Annotated in this window: 27 protein-coding genes; 11 read left to right on the top strand and 16 right to left on the bottom strand. The window is 72.5% G+C overall.

Annotated features, from left to right (window positions below):
- Window positions 1-5 precede the first annotated feature (5 nt).
- From sufC to AB0B76_RS33165, 5 genes are read right to left on the bottom strand one after another with little or no spacing between them, the layout of a single operon-like run.
- Complete coding sequence (sufC, locus tag AB0B76_RS33185) at window positions 6-779, bottom strand: Fe-S cluster assembly ATPase SufC (RefSeq protein WP_360382793.1); 774 nt, start codon at window positions 777-779, stop codon at window positions 6-8.
- A complete protein-coding gene (locus AB0B76_RS33180) occupies window positions 776-1,102 on the bottom strand; it encodes a non-heme iron oxygenase ferredoxin subunit (RefSeq protein WP_360382792.1) in 327 nt (108 codons plus the stop codon). The genes sufC and AB0B76_RS33180 overlap by 4 nt, the downstream gene beginning before the upstream one ends.
- A complete protein-coding gene (sufD, locus tag AB0B76_RS33175; protein ID WP_360382790.1) occupies window positions 1,099-2,238 on the bottom strand; it encodes a Fe-S cluster assembly protein SufD in 1,140 nt (379 codons plus the stop codon). The genes AB0B76_RS33180 and sufD overlap by 4 nt, the downstream gene beginning before the upstream one ends.
- Entirely contained in the window at window positions 2,235-3,641 is a 1,407-nt protein-coding gene (sufB, locus tag AB0B76_RS33170) for a Fe-S cluster assembly protein SufB (RefSeq protein WP_360382789.1), read from the bottom strand. The genes sufD and sufB overlap by 4 nt, the downstream gene beginning before the upstream one ends.
- Entirely contained in the window at window positions 3,638-4,330 is a 693-nt protein-coding gene (locus AB0B76_RS33165) for a winged helix-turn-helix transcriptional regulator (RefSeq protein WP_360382906.1), read from the bottom strand. The genes sufB and AB0B76_RS33165 overlap by 4 nt, the downstream gene beginning before the upstream one ends.
- 198 nt (window positions 4,331-4,528) lie before the next feature.
- On the opposite strand from AB0B76_RS33165, the gene AB0B76_RS33160 reads away from it, so the two are divergent.
- Complete coding sequence (locus AB0B76_RS33160; RefSeq protein ID WP_360382787.1) at window positions 4,529-5,464, top strand: COX15/CtaA family protein; 936 nt, start codon at window positions 4,529-4,531, stop codon at window positions 5,462-5,464.
- Here the strand turns inward: AB0B76_RS33160 and AB0B76_RS33155 are convergent.
- The 3 genes from AB0B76_RS33155 to AB0B76_RS33145 form a co-directional block, all read right to left on the bottom strand.
- Window positions 5,428-5,961, bottom strand: a complete 534-nt coding sequence (locus tag AB0B76_RS33155; RefSeq protein WP_360382785.1) for a GNAT family protein — start codon at window positions 5,959-5,961, stop codon at window positions 5,428-5,430. The genes AB0B76_RS33160 and AB0B76_RS33155 overlap by 37 nt on opposite strands.
- A complete protein-coding gene (locus AB0B76_RS33150) occupies window positions 5,915-6,646 on the bottom strand; it encodes a DUF4184 family protein (protein WP_360382783.1) in 732 nt (243 codons plus the stop codon). The genes AB0B76_RS33155 and AB0B76_RS33150 overlap by 47 nt, the downstream gene beginning before the upstream one ends.
- Window positions 6,647-6,709: 63 nt before the next feature.
- Window positions 6,710-7,075: a VOC family protein gene (locus AB0B76_RS33145; RefSeq protein WP_360382782.1), complete on the bottom strand. Its 366-nt coding sequence runs from the start codon at window positions 7,073-7,075 to the stop codon at window positions 6,710-6,712.
- 105 nt (window positions 7,076-7,180) lie between these two features.
- Between AB0B76_RS33145 and AB0B76_RS33140 the strand changes: the two genes are divergently transcribed.
- Window positions 7,181-7,471 (top strand): hypothetical protein, encoded by a 291-nt coding sequence (locus AB0B76_RS33140; protein WP_360382780.1) that lies wholly within the window; start codon window positions 7,181-7,183, stop codon window positions 7,469-7,471.
- A 41-nt stretch (window positions 7,472-7,512) separates the two neighbouring features.
- Here AB0B76_RS33140 and AB0B76_RS33135 read toward each other — a convergent pair whose 3' ends face one another.
- A complete protein-coding gene (locus AB0B76_RS33135) occupies window positions 7,513-8,934 on the bottom strand; it encodes a benzaldehyde dehydrogenase (protein WP_360382778.1) in 1,422 nt (473 codons plus the stop codon).
- Window positions 8,935-9,067: 133 nt separating this feature from the next.
- Here AB0B76_RS33135 and pcaB point away from each other — a divergent pair, with 133 nt between their 5' ends.
- From pcaB to AB0B76_RS33120, 3 genes are all read left to right on the top strand, one after another.
- Entirely contained in the window at window positions 9,068-10,216 is a 1,149-nt protein-coding gene (gene pcaB, locus AB0B76_RS33130; protein ID WP_360382776.1) for a 3-carboxy-cis,cis-muconate cycloisomerase, read from the top strand.
- A 155-nt stretch (window positions 10,217-10,371) separates the two neighbouring features.
- On the top strand, window positions 10,372-10,776 hold the full coding sequence (locus AB0B76_RS33125) for a carboxymuconolactone decarboxylase family protein (RefSeq protein WP_360382775.1): 405 nt from the start codon (window positions 10,372-10,374) through the stop codon (window positions 10,774-10,776).
- The gene (locus AB0B76_RS33120) at window positions 10,773-11,561 is read left to right on the top strand and encodes an IclR family transcriptional regulator C-terminal domain-containing protein (protein ID WP_360382773.1); all 789 of its coding nucleotides are present in this window, start codon (window positions 10,773-10,775) and stop codon (window positions 11,559-11,561) included. The genes AB0B76_RS33125 and AB0B76_RS33120 overlap by 4 nt, the downstream gene beginning before the upstream one ends.
- Before the next feature lie 14 nt (window positions 11,562-11,575).
- Here AB0B76_RS33120 and AB0B76_RS33115 read toward each other — a convergent pair whose 3' ends face one another.
- The 7 genes from AB0B76_RS33115 to AB0B76_RS33085 form a co-directional block, all read right to left on the bottom strand.
- Complete coding sequence (locus AB0B76_RS33115) at window positions 11,576-12,337, bottom strand: alpha/beta fold hydrolase (protein WP_360382772.1); 762 nt, start codon at window positions 12,335-12,337, stop codon at window positions 11,576-11,578.
- An 8-nt stretch (window positions 12,338-12,345) separates the two neighbouring features.
- Window positions 12,346-12,771: an SRPBCC domain-containing protein gene (locus AB0B76_RS33110; protein ID WP_360382770.1), complete on the bottom strand. Its 426-nt coding sequence runs from the start codon at window positions 12,769-12,771 to the stop codon at window positions 12,346-12,348.
- Window positions 12,768-13,088 carry a metalloregulator ArsR/SmtB family transcription factor gene (locus AB0B76_RS33105; protein WP_360382769.1) on the bottom strand — a complete coding sequence of 107 codons (321 nt, stop codon included), beginning with the start codon at window positions 13,086-13,088 and terminating at the stop codon, window positions 12,768-12,770. The genes AB0B76_RS33110 and AB0B76_RS33105 overlap by 4 nt, the downstream gene beginning before the upstream one ends.
- A gap of 46 nt (window positions 13,089-13,134) precedes the next feature.
- The gene (locus tag AB0B76_RS33100) at window positions 13,135-13,857 is read right to left on the bottom strand and encodes a TIGR03089 family protein (protein WP_360382767.1); all 723 of its coding nucleotides are present in this window, start codon (window positions 13,855-13,857) and stop codon (window positions 13,135-13,137) included.
- Window positions 13,858-14,075: 218 nt separating this feature from the next.
- Window positions 14,076-14,978, bottom strand: coding sequence for a hypothetical protein (locus AB0B76_RS33095; RefSeq protein ID WP_360382765.1), 903 nt, complete (start codon window positions 14,976-14,978; stop codon window positions 14,076-14,078).
- Between the two features lie 35 nt (window positions 14,979-15,013).
- Window positions 15,014-15,337 carry a hypothetical protein gene (locus AB0B76_RS33090; RefSeq protein ID WP_360382763.1) on the bottom strand — a complete coding sequence of 108 codons (324 nt, stop codon included), beginning with the start codon at window positions 15,335-15,337 and terminating at the stop codon, window positions 15,014-15,016.
- A 299-nt stretch (window positions 15,338-15,636) separates the two neighbouring features.
- Complete coding sequence (locus tag AB0B76_RS33085) at window positions 15,637-16,647, bottom strand: heme o synthase (RefSeq protein WP_360382762.1); 1,011 nt, start codon at window positions 16,645-16,647, stop codon at window positions 15,637-15,639.
- A 357-nt stretch (window positions 16,648-17,004) separates the two neighbouring features.
- Here AB0B76_RS33085 and tkt point away from each other — a divergent pair, with 357 nt between their 5' ends.
- The 6 genes from tkt (at window position 17,005) to pgl (ending at window position 25,136) form a co-directional block, all read left to right on the top strand.
- Complete coding sequence (gene tkt / locus AB0B76_RS33080; RefSeq protein WP_360382760.1) at window positions 17,005-19,146, top strand: transketolase; 2,142 nt, start codon at window positions 17,005-17,007, stop codon at window positions 19,144-19,146.
- An 18-nt stretch (window positions 19,147-19,164) separates the two neighbouring features.
- Window positions 19,165-20,274 (top strand): transaldolase, encoded by a 1,110-nt coding sequence (gene tal / locus AB0B76_RS33075; protein ID WP_360382758.1) that lies wholly within the window; start codon window positions 19,165-19,167, stop codon window positions 20,272-20,274.
- Window positions 20,275-20,342: 68 nt separating this feature from the next.
- Window positions 20,343-21,800: a glucose-6-phosphate isomerase gene (locus AB0B76_RS33070; protein ID WP_360382757.1), complete on the top strand. Its 1,458-nt coding sequence runs from the start codon at window positions 20,343-20,345 to the stop codon at window positions 21,798-21,800.
- A 6-nt stretch (window positions 21,801-21,806) separates the two neighbouring features.
- Window positions 21,807-23,324 carry a glucose-6-phosphate dehydrogenase gene (gene zwf, locus AB0B76_RS33065; protein ID WP_360382756.1) on the top strand — a complete coding sequence of 506 codons (1,518 nt, stop codon included), beginning with the start codon at window positions 21,807-21,809 and terminating at the stop codon, window positions 23,322-23,324.
- A gap of 25 nt (window positions 23,325-23,349) precedes the next feature.
- Window positions 23,350-24,369 carry a glucose-6-phosphate dehydrogenase assembly protein OpcA gene (locus AB0B76_RS33060; protein ID WP_360382754.1) on the top strand — a complete coding sequence of 340 codons (1,020 nt, stop codon included), beginning with the start codon at window positions 23,350-23,352 and terminating at the stop codon, window positions 24,367-24,369.
- A complete protein-coding gene (pgl, locus tag AB0B76_RS33055) occupies window positions 24,366-25,136 on the top strand; it encodes a 6-phosphogluconolactonase (RefSeq protein WP_360382753.1) in 771 nt (256 codons plus the stop codon). The genes AB0B76_RS33060 and pgl overlap by 4 nt, the downstream gene beginning before the upstream one ends.
- The last annotated feature ends 19 nt before the right edge of the window (window positions 25,137-25,155 follow it).

Below are 25,155 nucleotides of genomic sequence, written 5' to 3'. Positions count from 1 at the left end.
ACCCCTTAGAGAGAAGCCGGGCCCGCGCCGGCGAGGAAGCGCTCGTACCCGCTGTTCTCCAGCTGCTCCGCGAGCTCCGGGCCGCCCGCTTCGACGATCCGGCCGCCGAAGAAGACGTGCACGAAGTCCGGCTTGATGTACCGCAGGATGCGCGTGTAGTGCGTGATGAGCAGCAGGCCGGTGGAGCCCTGCTCGCGCACCCGGTTGACGCCCTCGCTGACGACCCGCAGCGCGTCGATGTCGAGGCCGGAGTCGGTCTCGTCGAGCACCGCGATCCTCGGCTTGAGCAGCTCGAGCTGCATGATCTCGTGGCGCTTCTTCTCGCCGCCGGAGAAGCCCTCGTTCACGTTGCGCTGGGCGAAGGCCGGGTCCATCTGCAGCTTCTCCATGGCCCCGCGCAGCTCGCCGGCCCAGGTGCGCAGCTTCGGCGCCTCGCCGTCGATGGCGGTCTTGGCGGTGCGCAGGAAGTTGGCCACCGAGACGCCGGGGACCTCCACCGGGTACTGCATGGCGAGGAACAGCCCGGCGCGGGCCCGCTCGTCGACGGTCATCGCGAGCACGTCCTGGCCGTCGAGGGTCACCGTGCCGCCGGTGACCTCGTAGCGCGGGTGGCCGGCGATCGAGTACGCCAGCGTGGACTTGCCGGAGCCGTTGGGCCCCATGATGGCGTGGGTCTCCCCCGCCCGGACGGTCAGGTCGACGCCGGCGAGGATCGGCTTGAGCTCACCGTCGGGCAGCTTGACCGAGACCTGCAGGTTGCTGATCGAAAGTTCGCTCACTTGATTACTCCGTTGCTCGGGTTCGGGTCGATGTAGACGTCGCCGTCGCGAACCTCGACCGGGTAGACCGGGACCGGCTCGGTGGCGGGCAGCCCGCTCGGGGCGCCGGTGCGCAGGTCGAAGCGCGAGCCGTGCAGCCAGCACTCGAGAGTGCAGCCCTCGACCTCGCCCTCGCTCAGCGCGACCGACGCGTGCGAGCACTCGTCGTAGGCGGCGTAGAAGTTGTCGTCGTCGGCGTGCACGAGCGCGATCTCGATCCCCTCGACCGTGACCTGCACAACCTCGCCCTTGGCCACATCAGCCACAGAACAGACCCGGATCACGCGTCGGCCTCTTCCAGCCGGGTGTCGATCGCCGCGCCCAGCCGGTCGCGGAGCTCCTCGACCGGGATCTTGGCCAGCAGCTCGTGGAAGAAGCCGCGCACGACCAGCTTGCGGGCCTGCTCGTCCGGGATGCCGCGGGACATGAGGTAGAACAGCTGCTCGTCGTCGAAGCGGCCGGTGGCGCTCGCGTGCCCGGCCCCCGCGACCTCGCCGGTCTCGATCTCCAGGTTGGGCACCGAGTCGGCCCGGGCGCCGTCGGTCAGCACGAGGTTCCGATTGATCTCGTACGTGTCCGTGCCCGTCGCCTCCGCGCGGATGAGCACGTCGCCGACCCACACCGTGTGCGCGCCGTCGCCCTGCAGCGCGCCGCGGTAGGCGACGTAGCTGCGGCAGTCCGGCACCGAGTGGTCGACGAGGAGCCGGTGCTCGATGTGCTGGCCGGCGTCGGCGAAGTAGAGGCCGAACGCGTCGATCTCCCCGCCGCGGCCGGCGTAGTCGACGCTGGTGTACTGCCGGACCAGGTCGCCGCCGAGGGTCACCTGCACGTGCGTGACCTTGGCGTCGCGGCCGATGCGGAAGCGCACGTGCTGCGCCTGCACCGCGTCGGCGGCCCAGTCGGTCACGGTGACGAGGGTGAGCTTGGCGCCGTCGGCGACGAGCACCTCGACGTTGTCGGCGAGCGTGACCGTGCCGGTCTGTTCGAGCACGACGACGGCCTCGGCGAACCGGCCCACCTCGACCACGGTGTGCCCGGCCGCCAATTCCGCCGTGATACCCACAAGACGTACAACTGCGGGGGTTTCCAGAACGGCATCGGGAGCCACCGAGATCAGCAGTGCTTCGGTGGCGACGCCGGCCGCCAGCGCGCTGATGCGGTCGAACGGGGTCAGGGCCGAGCCGACCCGCGGGTCGCTGCGGTCCACAGTGGACACCGTCGCGCCGGTCGGCAGCTCACCGACCTCGACCTTCGGAGCCGTCGCGCCTGAGAAAACAGCGGTGTCGAGGCCGCGCAGGCGCTTGAGCGGCGTGAAGCGCCACTCCTCCTCGCGGCCGTTGAGCACCGGGAAGTCGTTGACGTCGAATGAGCGGACCTGCTGGGCACGAGTCTTCGGGGGAACCAGGGCGGGAGCGCTCATCCGACCGCGCCCTCCATCTGCAGCTCGATGAGCCGGTTGAGCTCCAACGCGTACTCCATGGGCAGTTCCTTGGCGATCGGCTCGATGAAGCCGCGCACGATCATCGCCATGGCCTCGTCCTCGGTGAGGCCACGCGACATGAGGTAGAAGAGCTGGTCGTCGCTGATCTTCGACACCGTGGCCTCGTGCCCCATGGAGACGTCGTCCTCGCGGATGTCGACGTAGGGGTACGTGTCCGAGCGGGAGATCGTGTCGACGAGCAGGGCGTCGCACTTGACCGTCGACTTCGAGTGGTGCGAGCCCTCCAGGACCTGCACCAGGCCGCGGTACGAGGTGCGGCCGCCCGCGCGGGCGATCGACTTCGACACGATTGTCGAGGAGGTGTGCGGCGCCGCGTGCACCATCTTCGCGCCGGCATCCTGGTGCTGGCCCTCGCCGGCCATCGCGACGCTGAGGACCTCGCCCTTGGCGTGCTCGCCGATCATGTACACGGCCGGGTACTTCATCGTCACCTTGGAGCCGAGGTTGCCGTCGATCCACTCCATGGTGGCGCCCTCGTGGCAGACCGCCCGCTTGGTGACGAGGTTGTAGACGTTCGTCGACCAGTTCTGGATCGTGGTGTACCGGCAGCGCGCGTTCTTCTTCACGACGATCTCGACGACCGCGGAGTGCAGCGAGTCCGACGAGTAGATCGGCGCGGTACAGCCCTCGACGTAGTGCACGTAGGCGCCCTCGTCGACGATGATCAGGGTCCGCTCGAACTGGCCCATGTTCTCGGTGTTGATCCGGAAGTACGCCTGCAGCGGGATCTCCACGTGCACGCCCTTCGGCACGTAGATGAAGCTGCCGCCGGACCAGACCGACGTGTTGAGCGCGGCGAACTTGTTGTCCCCGACCGGGATGACGGTGCCGAAGTACTCCTTGAAGAGCTCCTCGTGCTCCTTGAGCGCCGTGTCGGTGTCGAGGAAGACGACGCCCTGCTCCTCGAGGTCCTCACGGATCTTGTGGTAGACGACCTCGGACTCGTACTGCGCCGCGACGCCCGCGATCAGCCGCTGCTTCTCGGCCTCCGGGATGCCCAGCCGGTCGTACGTGCTCTTGATGTCGTCGGGCAGCTCGTCCCAGCTCGCCGCCTGCTTCTCGGTCGAGCGCACGAAGTACTTGATGTTGTCGAAGTCGATGTGCGACAGGTCCGCGCCCCACGCGGGCATCGGCTTGCGGTCGAACAGGCGCAAGCCCTTCAGGCGCAGGTCGAGCATCCACTGCGGCTCGGATTTCTTCGCCGAGATGTCGCGCACAACCTCCTCGTTCAAGCCGCGGCGGGCCGAGGCCCCGGCGGTGTCGGAGTCGGCCCAGCCGTACTCGTACCGGCCGAGGCCGGCAAGCTGATCGGCAGTCGTCATCTCACGATCCTTTGCCTATCGGGACGGGCACCGGGCTGGACCCGGGCCGGTATGTGGGTGGTGCAGACGCCGTCGCCGTTGGCGATGGTGGCGAGCCGTTGGACGTGCGTGCCGACGAGGCGTGAGATCACCTGGGTCTCGGCCTCGCACAGCTGGGAGAATTCCGCGGCGACGTGGGCCACCGGGCAGTGGTGCTGACACAGCTGCCCGCCGGTGGCGATCGTCGTCGCGCCGGCAGCGTAACCCTCCGCGGTCAGGGCGCTCGCGAGGGCCTCGGCCCGCGCGAGCGGATCGTTGCCGGCCTCGGCCATGGCCGTCCGGCACCGCTCCTCGAGCCCCGCGACCTGCGCGGCGGCGAAAGCGGCGACCTCGACCGGCCCGCCGTGCTCGGCGATCCACCGCAGCGCGGCCGTGGCCAGCCCGTCGTACGTGTGCGGCAGCGTCTCGCGAGCGGCCGCGGTGAGCGTGAACACGCGCGCGGGCCGGCCCCGCCCACGCGGGCCGCGTTCGGGCCGCTCACGGCACTCGACCAGCCCTTCGGCGTGCATGGCGTCGAGGTGACGGCGCACGCCGGCGGGGCTCAGCCCGAGGGCCTGCCCTAGCTCGGTCGCGGTCGCGGTCCCCTCCTGCAGCAGAAGCTCGGTGAGGCGATCACGGGTCCGCACATCAAGTGCTTCGCCGTTTTTCACAACACCAACGTTACGTAAATCGGGGGACCACGGCAAACCACCGCTCGGGTGATCCACCGCACGGAAGGTAACCCTAAGCTGAGTTTCGCGGTCGTTTCACTCCTTCCCCAGCGACAGAGATCCGGACTCGTCGTGCGCGGCGCCCTCACCAACCGCACCAGTTCCGGCGCGATATGTAGCCTCGCGTAGTATCGCCGCGTGAGCTGGGTGAAGGAGTGGCTGGACCGGCCGACGACGCTGCGGCGGGCGGCTCTCGCCTCGCTCGTGGCGAACATCGGCATCGTGTGCACGGGCGGGCTCGTGCGCCTCACGGGGTCCGGGCTGGGCTGCCCCACGTGGCCCCAGTGCACCGACGACTCGTACGTGACCACGCGCGAGATGGGGTACCACGGCGTCATCGAGTTCGGTAACCGCACGCTCACGGGCGTGCTCAGCGTGTTCGCCCTCGTGGCGATCGCGGCCGCCTGGCGGCAGCGGGCGCGCTCGCGGAAGGCTCTGCGCGGGGCCGCCTGGGTGCTCGCCGGCATCGCCGCGCAGGGCGTGCTCGGGGGCATCACCGTGCGGATGACGCTCAACCCGTGGACCGTCGCGGTGCACTTCCTGGCCTCGATCGCGCTCATCGCGCTGGTCTTCGTGCTGTGGGACCGCACCCGGGGAGACCTCCCGCGCTGGACGGCGCCGCGGGCCATGCGGACCGCCGGGGTCTTCGTGACGGTGGTTTCCGCGGTGGTACTCGTCCTGGGCACGATCGTCACGGGCAGCGGGCCGCACTCGGGGGACACCAAGGCCACGCGCACCGGCTTCGACCCGGAGGCCGTGTCGCAGCTGCACACCGACGCCGTGATGGTGCTCGTGGGGCTCTCGGTGGCGATGTGGTTCGGGCTGCGCGCGCTCGGGGCGCCGCTGCGGGTCACCCGGGCCGCGGCGATCCTCGTGGCCGTGGAGCTGGCCCAGGGCGTGGTCGGCTTCGTGCAGTACTTCACCGGCCTCCCCTGGCAGGTCGTCATCCTGCACATGCTGGGCGCCTGCCTGGTCTGGACGGCGACGCTCAACCTCCTGGCCCGGGTCACGGCCCGGCCCGGGGCGGCGGAAGAGGTTCAGGACCGCGACCACTCGCTGGCCAGCACGGCGTAGCGAGCGTCGTCGGTCCACTCGCCCTTCCACCACTGGCTCTGGACCTCCAGCCCCTCGCGGCGGAAGCCGAGCCGCTCCAGCAGCCGCGCCGAGCGCTCGTTGCGCGCGTCGACCGAGGCGTGCACCCGGTGCAGCCCCTCCTCGGCGAGCAGGTGCCCGACGACGCGCCCGACGGCCTCGGCGGCGTACCCGCGGCCCTGGTACGCCGGGGCCAGCGTGAACCCGATCTCGGCCTGGCGGCCCTCGTCGTGCCGGTTCACGCCGACGTCGCCGATCAGCGCGCCGCCGTCGGTGAGCTCCAGCGCGTACTGGAACCAGCCCTCGGCCCGCGGGTCGCGCCCCTCCAGCCCCGCCACGACCCTGAGCGCCGCCTCCATCGGGAAGGGGGCGTCCCAGCCCTGGTACCGCGCCACCTCGGGGTCCGACCGATAGGCGGACAGCACGGGGGCGTCAGCGACGCGGAACGGCCGCAGCGAGAGGCGCTCGGTCAGCAACATCAGCCGACTGTACGGCCAGAGCCCCGGCCAGCAGCGCCAGCGCCCCGGCGACCATCAGCCGCACGAAGAACACGTGCAGGTGCCCGGCGTAGTACTGCCGATCGCCCAGCGCCCACGTGAGCGCGAAGCCCGTGGCCAGCACGGCGAGCGTCACGCCCCAGAAGCGCGCCGGGCGCACCGGTGTTTCGGGGGGCGCCCCGTGCCACTCGCGGAGCTTGCGGCGCATCCCGACGTACACCACGAACACCGGCAGCAGGAAGCACGCCGCGGTGTCGCTGGCCTCGCGGATCGGCCACCACGCGGCGACCGGCCCGGGGTGCGTCACCAGGTCCCACAGCAGGTGGCTGACCGCGCCCAGCAGCGCCGAGGACGCCGCGATCCACCACCGGTGCCGCACCCGGCCCAGCACGCCGTAGTCGCGCAGGCCGAACCACGGCGGGAGGTGAGCGGCCACGGCCGGCGCGCCCCAGCGGCACAGCTGGGCGACCACGAGCGCGCACGGCAGGCTCCACCACAGCAGCGCCGGGATCGTGTGGCTGGGGATGCGGATGCCGGGGCCGTCGAGGGCGTACGCGAAGTCCGGCGCGCACGCCCCGGTCGCGAGGGCGACCCCGTCGAACCAGCGGGGCCGCCAGAGCTTCAGCGGCAGTACGGCGAGCGGATGCGTCGGCAGCGTCGAAGGCACGGCCCGATGCTGCCCCGGGAAGGCGGCTCCAGCGGCCGCCTCCACGGGATCATCACCGGACCCTCACCTGCCCGCCCGGGTCACACAGAACTCGTTCCCCTCCGGGTCGCCCAGCACCGCCCAGCCGTCGTCCGGGCCCTTGCGGTGGTCGGCGAGCAGGGTGGCGCCCAGGCCGAGCAGCCGCTCCACCTCCTCGTCGCGGGAACGGTCGCCGGGCTGGAGGCACACGTGCACCCGGTTCTTGACCGTCTTGGTCTCCGGGACGCCCTGGAAGTACAGCCGCGGGCCGCCCGGCGGTTCGATGACGACGTCCGCGTCGCCCGGCCCGCACTCGGGGTGCACCGGGTGCCCGACGACGCCGCTCCAGAACTGCGCGAGCGCGAAAGGATCACCGGCGTCGAACGACACATTGCGGATGAACGCGACCATCAGCCCTACCCATCATTGCCAAGTTGTAAATTCATCTGCACTTTCTATGGTGCCGGACGGCCGATGTGCAAGTCTCTTTCAATGGGGCAAACGGAACCGCTCATCATGCAGATCTACTGCCGCCTGGAGGTTGCGGTCACCGACCTGGAGGCCGTTGCGAAGCTGGCCGGTCAGCAGCTGCGAGAGGCTGACATCGACTGGTCACGGCGGGAGGAGGACCTCGAAGAGGCGGTCCACCAGCTCGAGTCCGATCTCACACAAGCATTGGCGTGTGTGATTGAACACGATCGCATGATCGAACATCTGCCGGGCGTCGAACCGCGGGGCGGCCTGGCGTTCACGACATTCGGCAAGCCCGATGACCGATTTCGGCCCGGGTTCACCGACTTCCTCTGACCGGCCACGGCGCCGGCCACCGGGGCCGGCGCCGTCCGCGGTCAGAACGGATATTCGGGGATCGAACCGCGCATGGTGATCCAGCGCAGATCCGTGTACGCGTCGATGTTTCCGGAGCCGCCGGCGCGCGCCCCCGTGCCGGAGTCCCGGACCCCGCCGAACGGGGCCACCGCCTCGTCGTTCACGGTCTGGTCGTTGATGTGCACCATCCCGGTCGGGATCCGCTCGGCCAGCGCCAGCCCCCGCATCGCGTCGCCGGTGAGAATGCCCAGCGACAGCCCCAGCTCCGAGCCCGCGGCCAGGGCGACCGCCTCGTCCTCGGTCGAGAACCGCACCACCGGCGCGACCGGGCCGAAGATCTCGTTCGCGTACGCCGGCGCGTCCGGGCCCACGCCGTCGAGCACGGTCGGGCGGTAGAACAGCCGGTCGAAGCGCCCACCGGCGACCAGCCGGGCCCCGCCGTCGACGCTCGCGGTGACCAGCGCGTGCACCTTGTCACGCTGCCCCGCGTCGATGAGCGGGCCGAGCGCGACCGGCTCGGTGTGCGGGTCACCGACGGGCAGGGCCTCGGCGTGGGCGGCGAGGCGCTCGACGTACTCGTCGGCGATCGACTCGTGCACCAGGTGCCGCCCGGTGGTCATGCAGATCTGGCCGGAGTGCAGGTAGGCACCCCAGGCCCCGGCGGAGACGGCGCGGTCCAGGTCGGCGTCGGGCAGCACGATGAGCGCCGAGTTGCCGCCCAGCTCCAGGTGGACCCGCTTGAGGTGCCGCCCGGCCAACTCGGCGACCTTGCGCCCGGCCGCCGTCGAGCCGGTGAAGGCCACGACCCGCACCAGCGGCTCCGCGACCAGCGCCGCGCCGACCGCGGCGTCGCCCGGCAGCACGTGCAGCAGGCCCTCGGGCAGCCCGGCCTCGCGCAGGAGGGCCGCGATCGCGAACCCGCCGCCGACCGCGGTGCGCGGGTCGGGCTTGAGCACGACGGCGTTGCCGACGGCGAGCGCGGGCGCCACCGCGCGGATGGCCAGGATCAGCGGGAAGTTGAACGGCGCGATCACCCCGACCACCCCGACCGGCGAGCGGCGGGCCAGGCTCAGCCGGGGCAGGGCGCTGGGCAGGATGTCGCCGAGCGGGCGGGAGGCCAGGGCGGCGGCCTCGTAGCACTCCTGGGCCGCGACGTGCGTCTCCACGCCGGCCTTGGGCGGGATCGAGCCGGCCTCACGGACCAGCCACTCCTGCACCTCCGCGGCCCGCGACTCGAACAGCGCGCCCGCGCGGCGCAGGACCCCGGCCCGCTCCTCGAACGGGGTCGCGGCCCAGGCCCGCTGCGCCTCGGCCGCGACCGCGGCGGCCGCGCCCACGTCGCCGGGCGCGGCCAGCCCGACGGTGCCGAGCACGGCGCCGGTCGCGGGCTCGATCACGTCCCTAGTCCCGGTCCCGAGCGGCTTCTCGACCAGAAAACTCATCTCGCACCTCCGCGTTCGTATAGCGCACAATTGTTCGGCGATGCCCGGGCGCCCGCAAGGTTCGGCAACGTGGCCGGTCGCGACCGGGCGGCTCGGTAGCATTACGTGCCCCTCTACTCACAGCAGGGAACGCATGGAACCGACTTCGAACCTGTTCGGCGAGGTGCTGGCCCGTGGCGAGGTTGCCGCGGCGGTCGCCGACGACGCGTGGCTGACCGCGATGCTGCAGGTCGAGGCCGCGCTGGCCGAGGTGCAGGCGTTCACCGGGCTGCTGGACCAGTCCGCCGCCGACGCGATCGGCGCCGCCTGCGCCCGCCCCGAGGCCTTCGACGTCGTGGCGATCGGGCGGGCGGCGGCCGAGAGCGGCAATCCGGTGGTACCGCTGGTGCAGGCCCTGCGCCGCGCCGTGCCCGAGCACGCCGAGGCGGTGCACCGGGGCGCCACGAGCCAGGACGTCATCGACACGGCGGGCATGCTGGTCGCCGCCCGGGCGCTGCGCCCGCTCCTGGCCGACCTGCGCGCCGCCGCCGACCTCACCGCCCGGCTGGCCCGCGAGCACCGCGACACGCCCATGATCGGCCGTACCCTCCTGCGCCAGGCCGTCCCGACCACCTTCGGCCTCAAGGCGGCCGGCTGGCTGACCGGCCTCGACGCCGCCCGCCGCCGCCTCGACCAGGTGCGGGCGGAGCGGCTGGCGGTGCAGTTCGGCGGGGCCGCGGGCACCCTCGCCCCCTTCGGCGACGCCGGCCCCGAGCTGCTGGAGGGCCTGGCCTCGGTGCTCGGCCTCACCGAGCCCGCGCTGCCCTGGCACACCGAGCGCACCCGCATCGCCGAGCTGGCCGGAGCCCTGGGCGGCGCGGCCGGGGCGGTGGCCAAGGTGGCCCGCGACATCACCCTGCTGTCCCAGAACGAGGTCGACGAGGTCTCCGACTCCTCCCCCGGCGGCTCCTCGACCATGGCGCACAAGCGGAACCCGATCGCCGCCGTGTGCGCGTTCGGCTGCGCCGCGTCCGCGCCCGGCCTCGTCGCCAACCTGCTCGCCGCGATGCCCCACGAGCACGAGCGCGCGGCGGGCGCCTGGCACGCGGAGTGGCGGCCGCTGCGCGAACTGCTGGTCACGACCGGCTCGGCCGCGTCGTGGCTGCGGGCGGCGCTGGAGCGGCTGCTGGTGCACCCCGACGTGATGCGGGACAACCTGCAGCGCAGCGGCCTCACGGGCGACCTGGGCGGCACCGGGCCCCTGGTCGACCGGGCCCTGGACGCCTTCGGAACGAAGCAGTGACCGGCCCCGGCCGTGAACCCGCCCCGCACGAGCCCGGACGACCGGACGGGCCGCCCGCCCCGCACGAGCCCGGACGACCGGACGGGCCGCCCGCCCCGCACGAGCCCGGACGACCGGACCGGTCACCCGGGTCGCGCCGCGAACGGGGCGCGGCCGTGCGCCGCGAGGTGCTCGGGCCGATGGCCGACCGGCCGCCGTCCGCGTTCGGCGAGCCGTTCCGGGAGTGGGTGCTCGGGGCGGCCTGGGGCGGCGTGTGGGACCGGCCCGGGCTGGACCGGCGCACCCGCAGCTGCATCACGCTCGCCGCGCTCACCGCGCTGCACTGCGACGACGAGCTGGCGATGCACATCGAGGCGGCGCTGCGCAACGGCGTGACCCGCGACGAGATCGCCGAGATCCTGCTGCACACCGCCGTGTACGCGGGCGCGCCGGCCGGCAACGCGGCCTTCGCGACGGCCACCCGGGTGCTGGCCGCCCTGGACGAGGCGGCCGGAGATGAAGCCGCCGGGAACGAGGCGACCGGCGGCGAAGCGGCCGGGGATGAGGCGGCCGGTTCGTGAGCGATCCGCGGGGCGCCGACTTCGTGCAGTCGCTCGAGCGCGGGCTCGCCGTCATCCGGGCCTTCGACGCCACCCGCCCCGAGCTCACCCTCAGCGAGGTCGCCGCGCTCACCGACATGACCCGCGCCGCCGCGCGCCGGTTCCTGCTCACCCTCGCCGAGCTCGGCTACGTACGCAGCGACGGCCGGCAGTTCTCGCTCACGCCGCGGGTGCTCGAGCTCGGGTACGCGTACCTCTCCGGCCTCTCCCTGCCCGCCATCGCCGAGCCGCACCTGGAGGCGCTCGTCGCCCAGGTGAACGAGTCCTCGTCGGTGTCGGTGCTCGACGGCGGCGACATCGTCTACGTCGCGCGGGTGCCCACCTCGCGGATCATGACCGTGATGATCTCGGTGGGGACGCGCTTCCCGGCGTACGCCACGTCGATGGGCCGCGTCCTGCTCGCCGGGCTGGGGCCGGCGGAGCTGGAGCGGTACGTGGCGGGCGTCGAGCCGGCGGCGCTCACCCCGCGCACGGTGACCGGCCCGGAAGCGCTGCGGGCCGAGATCGGACGCGCCCGGGAGCAGGGCTGGGCTCTGGTCGACCAGGAGCTCGAGGAGGGCCTGCGCTCGGTCGCGGCGCCGATCCGCGACCGCGCCGGGCGGGTCATCGCGGCCGTGAACCTGTCGACCGCGGCGAGCCGGCGCACCGCCGCCGAAGTCCGCCGCGACCTCGTCCCCCCGCTGCTGGAGACCGCGGCCCGGATCGAGTCCGACCTGCCGCACGACGCGGCCAAACGGCTCACCTGACGCGCCGATCCGGCTCAGCGCAGCAGCTTGACCAGCAGGGGCGCCAGGGCCGCCGGGTCCACGCCGTGGGTCTGGCCCTCCAGGACCTCGAACCGCGCGCCCGGGATCGCCGCCGCCGTCGCCCGCGCCGCCTCCTGCAGGAACGCGGGGCTCGCCCCGCCCGCCACCAGGGTCGTGGGCACGGCGACCGCCGCCGCCACCTCGGGCGGCAGGTGCCCGGGCGCGAGCACGGCGTCGTCGTAGGCGAGGGTCGGCGCGATGCCCTCCAGCACCGCGAACCCGGGCGAGGCCCGGAACCCGGCGATCGCCTCCGGCGGCATCCCGACCCGGCGCTGGAACAGCTCGACGGCGTCGCCGTGGCGGCCCGCGGCGAGCAGCTCGTGCAGCCGAGACGTGTAGGCGGGGTCGGGCCCGACGTACGGCGGCTCGTAGACGGCCAGCGCCTCGATCCCGGAGCCGAGCGCGGCGGCGGCGAGGCCGATCGCCCCGCCCGAGGACATGGTGTACACGCCGGCCGAGCCGCCCGCGGCCGCGATGACCGCCTGGAGGTCCTCGGTCTCGCGCGGCGCGGCGTAGGGCGGGACGGAGCCGCTCTCGCCGCGGCCGCGCCGGTCGTAGCAGTACACCGTGAAATGCTCCTGGAGCAGGGCCGCGAGGGGGCGCATCGGGCCGAAGGCGCGGAAGCAGCAGGCGCCGTCGACCAGCACCAGGGCCGGGCCGGAGCCGGTGGCCTCGTAGCCGATCGGCGTGCCGTCGGCGGACGTGACGGTGGGCATGGAACCTCCTACAGGGTCGCCAGGTAGGCGTCGAAGCGGTCGAGGCTGGTGTTGAAGCCGGCCCGCGCCTGCGCGCTCAGATAGGCCTCGGGGACGTTTGTCTGGTGGGTGGTCACCTCGGTGCGCCCGTCGCCGAGGTCGGCGAAGGTGATCTCGGTGCGCATCCCGCCCTCGACGTCGGGCTCGATCCAGACGAGCCGGTGCGGGCGGTCGATCTCGGCGTAGCGGGCCCGCATGGTGTACGCCGAGCCGTCCCCGCCCACCATGGTCGTCTCGAACCGGCCGCCGGGCCGCAGCTCGACGACGATCCCGTCCAGCGGCGTGGTGGTGCCGGTCGGGCCCCAGAAGTGCGTGAGGTGCTCGGGCCGGGTCATGCAGTCGAACAGCCGCTCCGGCGAGGCGCGGTGGACCCGGCTGAACGTCAGGTCGCTCACAGCTGCTCCAGGTAGGACGCGAGGCGGTCGTGGCGGTCCGCCCACAGGGCCCGGTGCCGCTCGATCCAGCCGGCCGCCTCGGCCAGGCGCTCGCCCTCCAGCGCGCAGGGGCGGGCCTGGGCGCTGCGGGTGCGCGAGATGAGCCGGGCCTTCTCCAGCACCTTGAGGTGCTTCGAAACGGCCTGCTGGGTCATCGCGAAGGGTTCGGCCAGCTGGTGGACCGTCGCCTCGCCCTCGGCCAGCCGCTCCAGGATGGCCCGGCGCGTCGGGTCGGCCAGCGCCGCGAAGACGAGGCTCAGCTCGTCGGTGACAACCATGCCCCGACGGTACCGACAACCGAGTGTTTTAACAACCAGAAGGTTGTCATTGCAGCTTGTGGGTCACCCGCTCGGACTCGGCCAGGGCGGCGAGCACCTCCGGGCCGGCGTTGGCCGCGACCACCACCGACGCGCCCGCGGACAGCGGGGCGAGCAGCCATTTCAGCGGGTGCTCGTGCACGGCCGCGTCGACGAGCAGCCGGTCCCCCGCCCGCAGCCCGATCTGCCCGGCGATCTCGATGGCGATCGCGCCCCACGCGCCGTAGCTGGTGCCGTCCGGCGTGGCGGCGTCGCCGGCCCGGGTGCGCGCCGGCGGGGGCAGGTGCGGCGAGAACTCGTCGAGGGCGGCCTCGAGGTCGCGGTACCCCTCCGGCGCCTCCTCGGCGAACACGGAGAACCGCTGCTTGGCGTCGGGCACGTGCTCAAGCCACGAGCCGATCCGGTCGCCGGCCACGAACAGCACGTCGTAGGGCGTGTCCGCGCCCGGCTCGAGCACCGGCAGGCCGCCGGTCGCCTTGCCCTGCAGCGACAGTTGCAGCCCGGCGGACCAGGCGCCCATGAGCACCGCGGCGGTGAGCCAGTGCGGCGGGAGCATGACCGCGGCCCGCCCGCCCTCGGCGATCCCGCAGCCCTCGCGCAGCAGGCCGGCGACCTGGGCCGCGCAGCCGCCCAGCTCGGTCGCGCTCAGCGCCGTGTGCTCGCCGGTGGCGGCGTCGTGGTACGTCAGCAGGTTCGGCTCGGTCAGCTCTGGTGCGCGGTGGGTGCCCATGCCCTACAGCATGACTGTCGCGTTGCCGCGGGCCACCTCCGGCTCCGAGGGGGCGGCGACTCGTACTTCTTGAGCACGACCTGGGAGCTCAGCCTGGTGACGGTCGCGCTGACGCGATGGCACCCGGCCCCGCCGGCCACGGCCTGCCAGGCCGGGCACGAGGGCCAGGCCCGCGCCGATGCGTCACGTCACCGCTGTCACATCGGCACGGGCGCGGCCTACCTGAGCGCGACCCGGCGCCGCACGGCCGCGGCGAACCGCTCGGCCGAGCCCTCGGCATGGCCGAAGAACAGCGACGGCTCCGCCAGCTCGACCTCGATGACCACCGGGCCGTCCGGAGTGGGCAGGAGATCCACGCGGGTGTACAGCAGGTCGCCGGGCGGCACCGGCAGCGCGTCGAGCACGCGGTCGCCGAGCGCGCGCTCCGCCGCCGACGGGGTGCGCGCCGAGATGTCCTCGTTCTGGTACAGCAGGCCGCCCTCGACGTACGGGCCGGTGAGGATGGCACCCTTGCGGATCGCGTGGCTGAACGCGCCGTCGACGTACAGCAGCGCCGTCTCCCCCGCGGTGTCCACGGCGTCGAGGTACGGCTGGATCATCACCAGCCGCCCGGCCGCCTGCAGCGCGCGGACCTGCGCGACGGCCAGCCCGGCCTGGGTGGCCAGGTCGTACCGCCCGGTGTCGATGCTGCCGGCGCTGACCGCGGGCTTGATCACGATCTCGCCGGAGCCCTCGGGCACGAACGCGTCGCCGGGCTCGACCCAGGTGGTGGGGACGATCGGGATGCCGGCCGCGGCGAGCTCGCGCAGGTACCGCTTGTCGGTGTTCCACTCGATGACCTTCGCCGGGTTGGCCAGCCGCGGCACCGAGCGGGCCCAGGTCACGAACTCGGCGCGGCGCTTGGCGTAGTCCCACGTGTTGCGCACCACGGCCAGGTCGTAGGCGGCCCAGTCGACGCCGGGGGCGTCCCACGCCACCGGCTCGGCGGTGACGCCCTGCGCGGCGAGGGCCGGGATCAGGGCCCGGTCGTCGTCGTCGAGCTCCGGCAGGTCGGCGCAGGTAACGAGAGCGACCCGGGCGGCGGCCCGGGTCGCGTTGACAAAGGAACGATCTTGGTTCACGCAGCGAAGATACCCGCGACGGGCGGGTTCGGGTCCTAACGGGACAGCGTGCGGCGTCCCATGGAGCGCCAGAGGTCGTTGCTCGGCCGCATGTGCTCGAGTAGCTCGCGCTCCCACGCGTTCTCGATCGTGACGCCGGCCTGGGTGCAGGCGGAGCGTGCGATGTCCGTGCCCTCGGCGAACTGGTCGCCCCAGACGCCGTCCTCCCCGACGAGCACGATGCGAGCACCGCGCCGGCCGACGTACTCGATGACCGCTTTCGCGCCCCCGTGATCGTCCGCGAAGGACTTGAGGCCCGCGATCAGGCCGCCCGGGGCCGGGCGGTTCAGGGTCATCGTCGTATCGGAACCATCTGCCATGAGGGCCACAGTAGAGGGACGAATTGCGACGCGCCGGTGAACTCGGGGCCCGTTGTGATCGTTCTTACTGACGCGTTTAAGGGCAACACCGATCGATTGGCCCGACTATGTCCGTAAATTTCCGGATTTTTTTCGAGGCGCCGTGCGACCGAAAGCGAGAGATGGGTCACGCCGGGCGACCCCTGAACGGATGTGCCAAAAAATCGGGCGTTTCTGCCTTAACTTTCGCTTAGGCCCCCATATCACCGGGGGTTGCGGCCATTCCCGATTGCCGTCGGCGAGGCCTGAAAATTGCGGGGTTACTGGATGAACACGTCGACCGCGACGGCGGCGAACAGCAGCGTCAGGTAGGTCACCGACCAGTGGAAGAGCCGCATCGGCTTCAGCGGCTCCTCGCGCCGGGCGCGGCCGTGCAGGCGGTGGGCCTCGACCAGCAGCAGCGCGCCGGTGACGACCGCCACCACGCCGTACAGCGGCGTCATCCCCATCGGCCAGAGCGCGATGGAGGCGCCGACCGTGAGCCAGCTGTAGATGACCGTCTCCAGCCCGACGCGGCGCAGGCTGCGCACGACGGGGAGCATCGGGATGCCGGCCCGGGCGTAGTCGGCCTTGAACTTGATCGCCAGGGCGTAGAAGTGCGGCGGCTGCCACAGGAACACGACGGCGAAGAGCACCCAGGCCGTCCACGAGAGCCCGCCGGTGACCGCGGCCCAGCCGATGAGCACCGGCGCCGCGCCGCACGCGCCGCCCCAGACGGTGTTCTGCGGCGTGGTCCGCTTGAGCCACATCGTGTAGACGAGGTCGTAGTAGGCGATCGCGCCGGCCGTCAGCAGCGTGGCGAGCAGGTTGGTGAAGGTGGCCATCAGCACCGTCGAGACGACGGCGAGCGTGAGACCGAAGATCAGGGCGCTGCGCGGCGAGACCGTGTGCGTGGCCAGCGGCCGCCGCGACGTGCGCTTCATCAGCTGGTCGATGTCGCGGTCGATGTAGCAGTTCAGCGCGTTGGCGGCGCCGGCCGCGAGCGAGCCGCCGACGAGCACGACGAGGACCAGCCACAGCGAGGGCAGGCCCTTGTCCGCGAGGAACATCACCGGGACGGTCGTGACGAGCAGCAGCTCGACGATGCGCGGCTTGGTCAGCGAGACATAGGCCTTGAGCACCGCGCCGAAGCCGGGGTTCTGGGCCTTCTGCACCCGGGCCAGCGCGGCCGCCGAGGTCGGTCGGACCGGGGCGGACGTGAGCTGGTCAGCGACACCGTGGTCGACGATTTGCGTCACGTCTGGTTTGCCACCTTCCCGGGGCGAAGCCATGCGGCGGAGCGAGGGACACCGCCGAGATCAGCGGGCTCCCGCATCGTAGAACAGGATCAGGGCAGGTCGGACGGCGCCCCCGGGAGACCGTCCGGCACGGCCCCGGACCGGCGCGGGTTTTCGCTCAGAGCTGAACCGATCCAGGTTTGCCCGCATAGCGGCTCTCCGGGACCCTGAGGCCGGATGCGCCAATCGACTACGGTTGCCGCAGGCAGTGTCGCCGATGTCCGAAACATGGTCGACTGCGCGTGGGGCCACCCGAACGTGGGTAGGGTCGACCTGATAACCCTTCGAAGCCTGAATAACCCCCGTCGAGGACTGTACGCACCTCGCCGTTTCGACAGGAGCAGCACCGCCGTGAGCGATGAAGAGGTCAAGGGTCCCGAGCTTTCCTGGTCCGACGTCGACCGGCGCGCCGTCGACACGGTCCGGGTGCTGGCGATGGACGCCGTCGAGAAGGCCGGCAACGGGCACCCCGGCACCGCGATGAGCCTGGCACCGGCCGCCTACCTTCTCTTCCAGAAGGTGATGAAGCACGATCCGACCGATCCGAACTGGCTCGGACGCGACCGCTTCGTGCTCTCCTGCGGCCACTCCAGCCTGACGCTGTACATCCAGCTGTACCTGGCCGGCTACGGGCTGAGCATCGACGATCTGAAGTCGCTGCGGCAGTGGGGCTCGCTGACCCCGGGCCACCCCGAGCACGGCCACACCGCCGGCGTCGAGACGACCACCGGCCCGCTGGGCCAGGGCATCGGCAACGCGGTCGGCTTCGCCATGGCGGCCCGCCGCGAGCGCGGCCTGTTCGACCCGGAGCCGGCGGCCGGCCAGAGCCTGTTCGACCACGACGTCTACGTGATGTGCTCCGACGGCGACATCGAGGAAGGCATCAGCCACGAGGTCAGCGCGCTCGCCGCGCACCAGAAGCTGGGCAACCTCACGGTCATCTACGACGACAACGAGATCTCGATCGAGGACGACACCAAGGTCGCCAAGAGCGAGGACGTGGCCAGGCGCTACGAGGCCTACGGCTTCCACGTGCAGGTCGTCGACTGGCGCAAGGGCCACGACGCCGGCGACGGGGTCTACCACGAAGACATCCACGCGCTGTGGGACGCGATCCAGGCCGCCAAGGCCGTGACCGACAAGCCGTCGTTCATCGCGCTGCGCACCATCATCGGCTGGCCGGCCCCGAAGAAGCAGAACACCGGCAAGATCCACGGCTCGGCCCTCGGCGCCGACGAGGTCAAGGCCACCAAGGAGGTCCTCGGCTTCGACCCGGCGCTGACGTTCGAGGTCACCGAGGAGGTCCTCGCGCACACCCGCGGCGCCATCGAGCGGGGCAAGACGCTGCACGCCGAGTGGGACAAGGGCCTCGTCCAGTGGCGCGAGGACTCGGGCGAGCGGGCCGCGCTGCTCGACCGCCTGCTCGCCGGCGCGCTGCCGGACGGCTGGGAGAAGGCGCTGCCGGAGTTCCCGGCCAGCGAGAAGGGCGTGGCCACCCGCAAGGCCTCCGGCGACACCCTCGGCGCGCTCGCCGCGGTGCTCCCGGAGCTGTGGGGCGGCTCGGCCGACCTCGCGGAGAGCAACAACACGACGATGGAGGGCGAGCCCTCGTTCCTGCCGTCGGAGTTCGCCACGAAGGCGTTCCCGGGCGACGAGTTCGGCCGCACCCTGCACTTCGGCATCCGCGAGCACGGCATGGGCGCGATCCTCAACGGCATCAAGCTGCACGGCCCGACCCGCCCCTACGGCGGCACGTTCCTCGTCTTCTCCGACTACATGCGCCCCGCGGTGCGCCTGGCCGCGCTCATGCACCAGCCGGTGATCTACGTGTGGACGCACGACTCGATCGGCCTCGGCGAGGACGGCCCGACGCACCAGCCGATCGAGCACCTCTCGGCGCTGCGCGCGATCCCCAACCTCGCGGTGGTCCGCCCCGGCGACGCCAACGAGACCGCGCAGGCGTGGAAGGCGGCGCTGGAGCGCAAGGACCAGCCCGTGGCGCTCGCGCTCACCCGGCAGAACCTGCCGACCCTGGACCGCACCGTCTACGCGCCGGCCGACAACGTGGCCAAGGGCGGCTACATCCTCAAGGACGCCTCCGACGGCCAGCCCCAGGTGATCCTCGTCGCCACCGGCTCGGAGCTGCAGCTCGCGGTCGAGGCCCAGAAGCGCCTGGAGGCCGAGGGCACCGCGACCCGGGTCGTGTCGATGCCGTGCCAGGAGTGGTTCGAGGAGCAGGACACGGCCTACCAGCAGCAGGTGATCCCGCGGGGCGTGAAGGCCCGCGTGACGGTCGAGGCCGGCATTGCGATGTCCTGGCAGAAGATCCTCGGCGACGCCGGCGTCCCCGTCAGCATCGAGCACTACGGCGCGAGCGCCCCCTACACGGTGCTGTTCGAGCAGTTCGGCTTCACCGTCGACAAGGTCGTCGCGGCCGCGCACGCCTCTCTCGCCAAGGTCGGCGAGATCACCGGCAGCACCACCGGCAACTGAAGTTCTAAGGAGACCGCGATGAGTTCCGATCGGCTGGCCGAGCTCGCCGCCGCTGGCGTGGCGATCTGGCTTGACGACCTTTCCCGGCAGCGGCTGAGCAGCGGCGGGCTGGACAAGCTCCGCCGCGAGCAGCACGTCGTCGGGGTGACCACCAACCCCACCATCTTCGCCAAGGCCCTCAGCGCCGCCGAGGACTACGCCGGCCAGGTCAAGGACCTGGCCCTGCGCGACGCGGCCGTCAACGAGGCGATGCGCACCATGATGACGTACGACGTGCGCTGGGCCTGCGACGTGATGAAGCCCGCCGCCGACGCCAGCAAGGGCGTCGACGGCCGCGTGTCGATCGAGGTCGACCCCGGCCTCGCCGCCGACACCGCCCGCACCGTGGCCGAGGCCAAGGCGCTCTGGTGGCTGGTCGACCGCGACAACCTGTTCATCAAGATCCCGGCGACCAAGGAGGGCCTGCCGGCGATCACCGCGACGCTCGCGGAGGGCATCAGCGTCAACGTGACGCTGATCTTCTCCCTGGAGCGGTACGAGGCCGTGATGAACGCGTTCTTCGAGGGCCTCGAGAAGGCCAAGGAGAACGGCCACGACCTGTCCAAGATCGGTTCGGTGGCGTCGTTCTTCGTGTCGCGGGTCGACACCGAGTACGACAAGCGCCTCGACAAGATCGGCACCGACGAGGCCAAGGCGCTCAAGGGCAAGGCCGCCATCGCCAACGCGAAGCTCGCCTACAAGCTCTACGAGCAGCTGTTCTCCTCGGAGCGCTGGCAGTCCCTGGCCAACGCCGGCGCGCAGCCGCAGCGGCCGCTGTGGGCCTCGACGTCGACGAAGAACCCGGAGTACCGCGACGTCGTCTACGTCGAGGAGCTCGTCGCCCCCGGCACGGTCAACACGATGCCGGAGGCCGTGATCCACGCCTTCGCGGACCACGGCGAGGTGCGCCTCGACGCGATCACCGGCGGCTACGACGAGGCCCAGCAGGTCATGGACCGGCTGGCCGCGGTGGGCATCGACTACAACGACGTCGTCGAGGTGCTCGAGCGCGAGGGCGTCGAGAAGTTCACCGTCAGCGGCAAGGAAATGATCGAGACCGTGCAGAAGGCGCTGGACACCGCGTCCTGACGTTCGCGCGTTCTTGCCGCGCCCGCCATCCGCGGGCGCCAAGATGAGGGCATGCAAAGGGGTGGCGGGTGTCTGATCTGCTCGACGACGTCGTGGCGGCGGCCGGACTAACGGTCTTCGGCGCTGCCGCGACTGCGCGTCCGGCCGGCGCACCCGCCCCCTTTCCCTTACTTCCCGGCCCCGAGCTGACCGGCCAGATCGCCGCGGTCCGCGCGCGGGGGCTGGATCGGGTCGTGCTCTGCGGGCCCGGCGCCGGGGCCGAGGCGATCGCCGCCACCCTCGGCCTCGACCTGACCGTGCTCGACACCGCCGATCCGCACCGGGTGCACGCGGCCCTGGCCGACCGGCTGGAGCGGACGGTGGTCGTGCTGGCGGTGCCGGCGCCGACCGTCGTCACCGACGCCCATCGGCGGGCGTTCCTGCAAGCGTTCGAGGACGCCGGCCTGCACGATGTGGGCCGGCGTTTCGTCGTCGTGACCGCGCCCGGCTCCGGTCTGCAGACCGTGGCGCGCGAGATGGGGGCGCCGCTCTTCCTCGCCGCGCCGACCACCTCCGCGCTGAGCGCCTACACCCTCGTCCCCGCCGGCCTGGCCGGGGCGGACACCGCGGCGCTGCTCGCCGAGGCCGCCGCGTTCCAGACCCCTCCGCCGCCGCGGGCCCCCGCCGGGTTCGCCGCCCCCGTGCCGCGCGCCCCCGCCGAGCCGCCGGCGGTGCCGGTGCTCCCCGGCGTCGCCCTCGGAGAGACCATCGCCGCGGCCGTGCGCGCGGGGCGGGACAAGCTCGCCGTCGCCCCCGACGGCACCGGCATCGACGGCCTCGGCCCGTGGATCGAGCGCCTCTTCGGCGCCGCCCTGGTCACCGTCGCCCTGGAGAACCCGTCGTCCTGGGGGCACGAGGGCCCCGACGTCCTCGGCGTGACCGTCGGCGGCGCCCTGGGCCGCGCGATCATGCCCGGCGGCGGCATCACCCCCGACCTGTCCGTCAACGGCCCGCTCGGCGCGCAGCTGCTCGCCTGGGAGCAGGCCGCGCTCGTGGCCGGGGCCGCGCCGAGCCCCGCTCCCGGCGACGACGCGCTGCTGCACCGGCTCGACAGCGGCGTCCCCGCCGAGACGCCCGCCCTCGTCGAGGGGGCGATCGAGGTGTACGGCCGGACATCGGCCCCCACGCTCATCGCGGCGATCGACGAGCTTGCCCGGGCCGTCGCGCCCGGCGGCCGGGTGGCGATCGAGGCGCACCTCGACCCCGACGGCGACGCCGCGGCGGCCGGAGTGCGCGACGCCCTCGGCGGCCGGGTGGCCCGGGCGGTGACCTTCGGCTGGGGACCGCGCGCCGCCCCCGGCGCCGGTGCCACGCTGCTCATCACCGGCGCGGTGGACCACGACGTGCGGGTGCCCGGCCGGCCGTACACGTTCGGCGAGCTCCAGGCCGCGTCCGCCGCCGCCCCGGCTGCCGGGCCGTGGCTGCGTTTGCATCTGACCGACCGGGCAACCGGTGTAGGACAACTGTTGGCCGCCCTCGGAGGGTGAGAACTGATGACCAATCCGCTGCGGGACCCGCAGGACCGGCGACTGCCTCGGATTCCCGAGCCGTGTGCGCTGGTCATCTTCGGCGTCACCGGTGACCTGGCCCGCAAGAAGCTCATCCCGGCCGTCTACGACCTGGCCAACCGGGGTCTGCTGCCGCCCAGCTTCGCGGTGCTGGGCTTCGCCCGGCGCGACTGGGGCGACGGCGACTTCGAGGACCTCGCCCGCAAGGCGGCCCAGAACGGCGCCCGCACCACCTGGCGGGAGGAGGTGTGGTCCCGGCTGGCCGGCAACATCAAGTTCGTGCCCGGCTCGTTCGAGGACGACCAGGCCTTCGACCACCTGGCGCAGACGCTGAACGACCTGCACGACGAGTCCGGCATCCCCGGCAACGCGGCGTTCTACCTGTCGATCCCGCCCTCGGCCTTCCCGGTCGTGCTCAAGCAGCTCGAGCGCACCGGCATGTCGGACAACGCGAAGTCCGGCGGCTGGCGCCGGGTCGTGGTGGAGAAGCCGTTCGGCTACGACCTCGTCTCGGCCAAGCAGCTCAACGACCTCGTCGACGACGCCTTCACCGCCCAGGACGTGTTCCGCATCGACCACTACCTGGGCAAGGAGACCGTCCAGAACATCATGGCGCTGCGGTTCGCCAACAACCTCTTCGAGCCGGTGTGGAACTCCAACTACGTCGACTCGGTGCAGATCACCATGGCCGAGGACGTCGGCATCGGCACCCGGGCCGGCTTCTACGACAAGGTCGGCACCGCCCGCGACGTGCTGCAGAACCACCTGCTGCAGCTGCTGGCGCTGATGGCGATGGAGGAGCCGACCGCGTTCGACGCCGACGCCATCCGCACCGAGAAGCTCAAGGTGCTCAACGCCATCAAGGTGCCGACCGACGTGTTCACGAACACGGTCCGGGGGCAGTACCTGACCGGCTGGGTCGCCGGGGAGCGCGTCCCGGGGTACCTCGAGGAGAAGGACGTGCCATCGGACTCCAAGACGGAGACCTACGTGGCCACCCGGCTGGGCATCCAGAACCGCCGGTGGGCCGGGGTGCCGTTCTACATCCGGGCCGGCAAGCGCCTCCCGCGGCGGGTCACCGAGCTGGCCGTGCTGTTCAAGAAGGCCCCGCACCTGCCGTTCGCCGACGCGGACGTGGAGATGCTCGGCCACAACCAGCTCGTCATCCGGGTCCAGCCGGACGAGGGCGTGATGCTGAAGTTCGGCTCGAAGGTGCCCGGCACGACCATGGAGGTCCGCGACATCGCGATGGACTTCCAGTACGGCGAGGCGTTCACCGACGCGAGCCCCGAGGCCTACGAGCGGCTCATCCTCGACGTGCTCATCGGCGACAAGACGCTGTTCCCCGACTCGGCCGAGGTCGAGGCGAGCTGGAACGTGATCGACCCGCTCGAGGCGGCCTGGGCGGGTTCCACGCCCGAGCCGTACCGCGCGGGCGAGTGGGGACCCCGGGCCGCCGACGAGATGCTGGCCCGCGAGGGCCGCGCCTGGCGCCGGGCCTGACCGGGGCCGAAAGGGAGACATGGACATGATCGGTTTGTGGGACACCACCGGCATCGAGGTGGTCAAGGCCCTGGCCAACGAGCGGCGCAGCGCCGGCGGGCTGACCAGCGGCCTGGCGCTGACCCTGATCGCCGTGGTCGACGAGCGGCAGGTCCGCGAGGCCGAGGCGGCGGCCACCATCGCCGCCTCCGCGCACCCGTGCCGCCTGCTCATCATCGTGCGCGCGGACGTCACCCAGCAGCGGTCACGGCTCGACGCCGAGATCGTCGTCGGCGGGCGGCTCGGCCCGTGCGAGGCGGTCGTGATGCGCATGCAGGGCCGGCTGGCGCTGCACGCCGAGTCGGTCGTCATGCCGCTGCTCGCCCCGGACGTGCCGGTGGTGACGTGGTGGCAGTGCTCGCCGCCGGAGCGGATCGCGTACGACCCGCTGGGCGTGGTCGCCGACCGCCGCATCACCGACAGCGCCCAGGCCGACGACCCGGTCGCCGCGCTGCGGGTGCGCTCCGACGACTACGTGCCCGGCGACACCGACCTGGCCTGGTCGCGGATCACCCCGTGGCGCACCCTGCTGGCCGGGGCGTTCGACGCCAGCCGCATAGGCGTGCGCTCGGCCGAGATCGTGGGGCCCGAGCACGACCCGACCGCGCTGCTGCTCGGCGGCTGGCTGGAGGCCCGCCTCGGCGTGCACCCGACCCGCCGCACCGGCTCCGGCAAGATCATGGAGGCGGTCAACATGGAGCTCGAGAACGGCGACTCCATGAACCTGATCCGCGACCTCAACGCGGGCGTCGCCACGCTGGAGCGCACCGGCCAGCCGGACCGCATCCTCCCGCTGAGCCGCCGCCCGCTCGGCGACGAGCTCGCCGAGGAGCTGCGCCGGCTCGACCCCGACCAGCCCTACGCGGCCGCGCTGGCCGCCGGCACGGGCAAGCGCCGCCTCGACGAGCGCGGCGCGCCCCGCGTGCACATCTGGAAGGACCCGGCCCTGGCCGAGAAGCCGGAGGCGGCCGCCACGGCACCGCTGCAGGAGGCCGTGCCTTCATGACCCAGAGCAAGGTTGTCGTCCACACCGAGCCCCGGCTGCTGGCCGAGGCGGCCGCGGCCCGGCTCATCGTCCGGCTCACCGACGCCCAGGCGGCGCGGGGCGAGGCCACGGTCGCGCTGACCGGCGGGCGGATCGCCGCGCAGATCTACCAGGCGATCCGCGACAGCCCGGCCCGCGACGCGGTCGACTGGGCGCGGGTCAACCTGTGGTGGGGCGACGAGCGGTTCCTGCCGGCCGGCGACCCGGAGCGCAACGAGACCCAGGCCCGCGCGGCCCTGCTCGACACGCTGAAGGTCGACCCGGCCCGGGTGCACCCGATGCCGGCCTCCGACGGCCCGGACGGCGACGACGCCGAGGCGGCCGCCGCCCGCTACGCCGACGAGCTGGTCCAGGCGGCCCGCCCCGGCCACGCCGAGCTGCCGCACTTCGACGTGGTGCTGCTCGGCGTCGGCGAGGACGGCCACGTCGCCTCGGTGTTCCCGGAGCACCCGGTGACGCTGGAGTCGCGGCCGGTCTCGGCGGTGCGGGGCAGCCCGAAGCCGCCGCCGGTGCGCACCACGCTGACCCTGCCGGCGATCAACACGGCCGACGAGGTGTGGCTGATCGCCGCGGGCGATGGCAAGGCGAAGGCGGTGGGCCTGGCCCTCGCGGACGCCGGGCCGCGCCAGATTCCGGCGGCCGGGGTACACGGGCGGGAGCTCACCCTGTGGCTGCTCGACTCGGCCGCGGCCCATGAACTGCCACCGAAGTTCCGCAGTCTGGTGTGAAAGCGAGGGCGCCGGTTTT

This window comes from Dactylosporangium sp. NPDC049140 (genome assembly GCF_040648435.1).
The sequence above is the reverse complement of the archived record's forward strand: the minus strand, read 5'-3'. Positions and strand labels throughout refer to the sequence as shown.

Coding starts and splice junctions, on each gene's coding strand:
- sufD (WP_360382790.1), bottom strand. CDS start 2,238: ATGAGCGCTCCCGCCCTGGTTCCCCCGAAGACTCGTGCCCAGCAGGTC.
- sufB (WP_360382789.1), bottom strand. CDS start 3,641: ATGACGACTGCCGATCAGCTTGCCGGCCTCGGCCGGTACGAGTACGGC.
- AB0B76_RS33155 (WP_360382785.1), bottom strand. CDS start 5,961: ATGTTGCTGACCGAGCGCCTCTCGCTGCGGCCGTTCCGCGTCGCTGAC.
- AB0B76_RS33145 (WP_360382782.1), bottom strand. CDS start 7,075: ATGGTCGCGTTCATCCGCAATGTGTCGTTCGACGCCGGTGATCCTTTC.
- AB0B76_RS33140 (WP_360382780.1), top strand. CDS start 7,181: ATGCAGATCTACTGCCGCCTGGAGGTTGCGGTCACCGACCTGGAGGCC.
- AB0B76_RS33135 (WP_360382778.1), bottom strand. CDS start 8,934: ATGAGTTTTCTGGTCGAGAAGCCGCTCGGGACCGGGACTAGGGACGTG.
- pcaB (WP_360382776.1), top strand. CDS start 9,068: ATGGAACCGACTTCGAACCTGTTCGGCGAGGTGCTGGCCCGTGGCGAG.
- AB0B76_RS33115 (WP_360382772.1), bottom strand. CDS start 12,337: ATGCCCACCGTCACGTCCGCCGACGGCACGCCGATCGGCTACGAGGCC.
- AB0B76_RS33105 (WP_360382769.1), bottom strand. CDS start 13,088: ATGGTTGTCACCGACGAGCTGAGCCTCGTCTTCGCGGCGCTGGCCGAC.
- AB0B76_RS33100 (WP_360382767.1), bottom strand. CDS start 13,857: ATGGGCACCCACCGCGCACCAGAGCTGACCGAGCCGAACCTGCTGACG.
- AB0B76_RS33090 (WP_360382763.1), bottom strand. CDS start 15,337: ATGGCAGATGGTTCCGATACGACGATGACCCTGAACCGCCCGGCCCCG.
- AB0B76_RS33085 (WP_360382762.1), bottom strand. CDS start 16,647: ATGGCTTCGCCCCGGGAAGGTGGCAAACCAGACGTGACGCAAATCGTC.
- tal (WP_360382758.1), top strand. CDS start 19,165: ATGAGTTCCGATCGGCTGGCCGAGCTCGCCGCCGCTGGCGTGGCGATC.
- zwf (WP_360382756.1), top strand. CDS start 21,807: ATGACCAATCCGCTGCGGGACCCGCAGGACCGGCGACTGCCTCGGATT.
- AB0B76_RS33060 (WP_360382754.1), top strand. CDS start 23,350: ATGATCGGTTTGTGGGACACCACCGGCATCGAGGTGGTCAAGGCCCTG.
- pgl (WP_360382753.1), top strand. CDS start 24,366: ATGACCCAGAGCAAGGTTGTCGTCCACACCGAGCCCCGGCTGCTGGCC.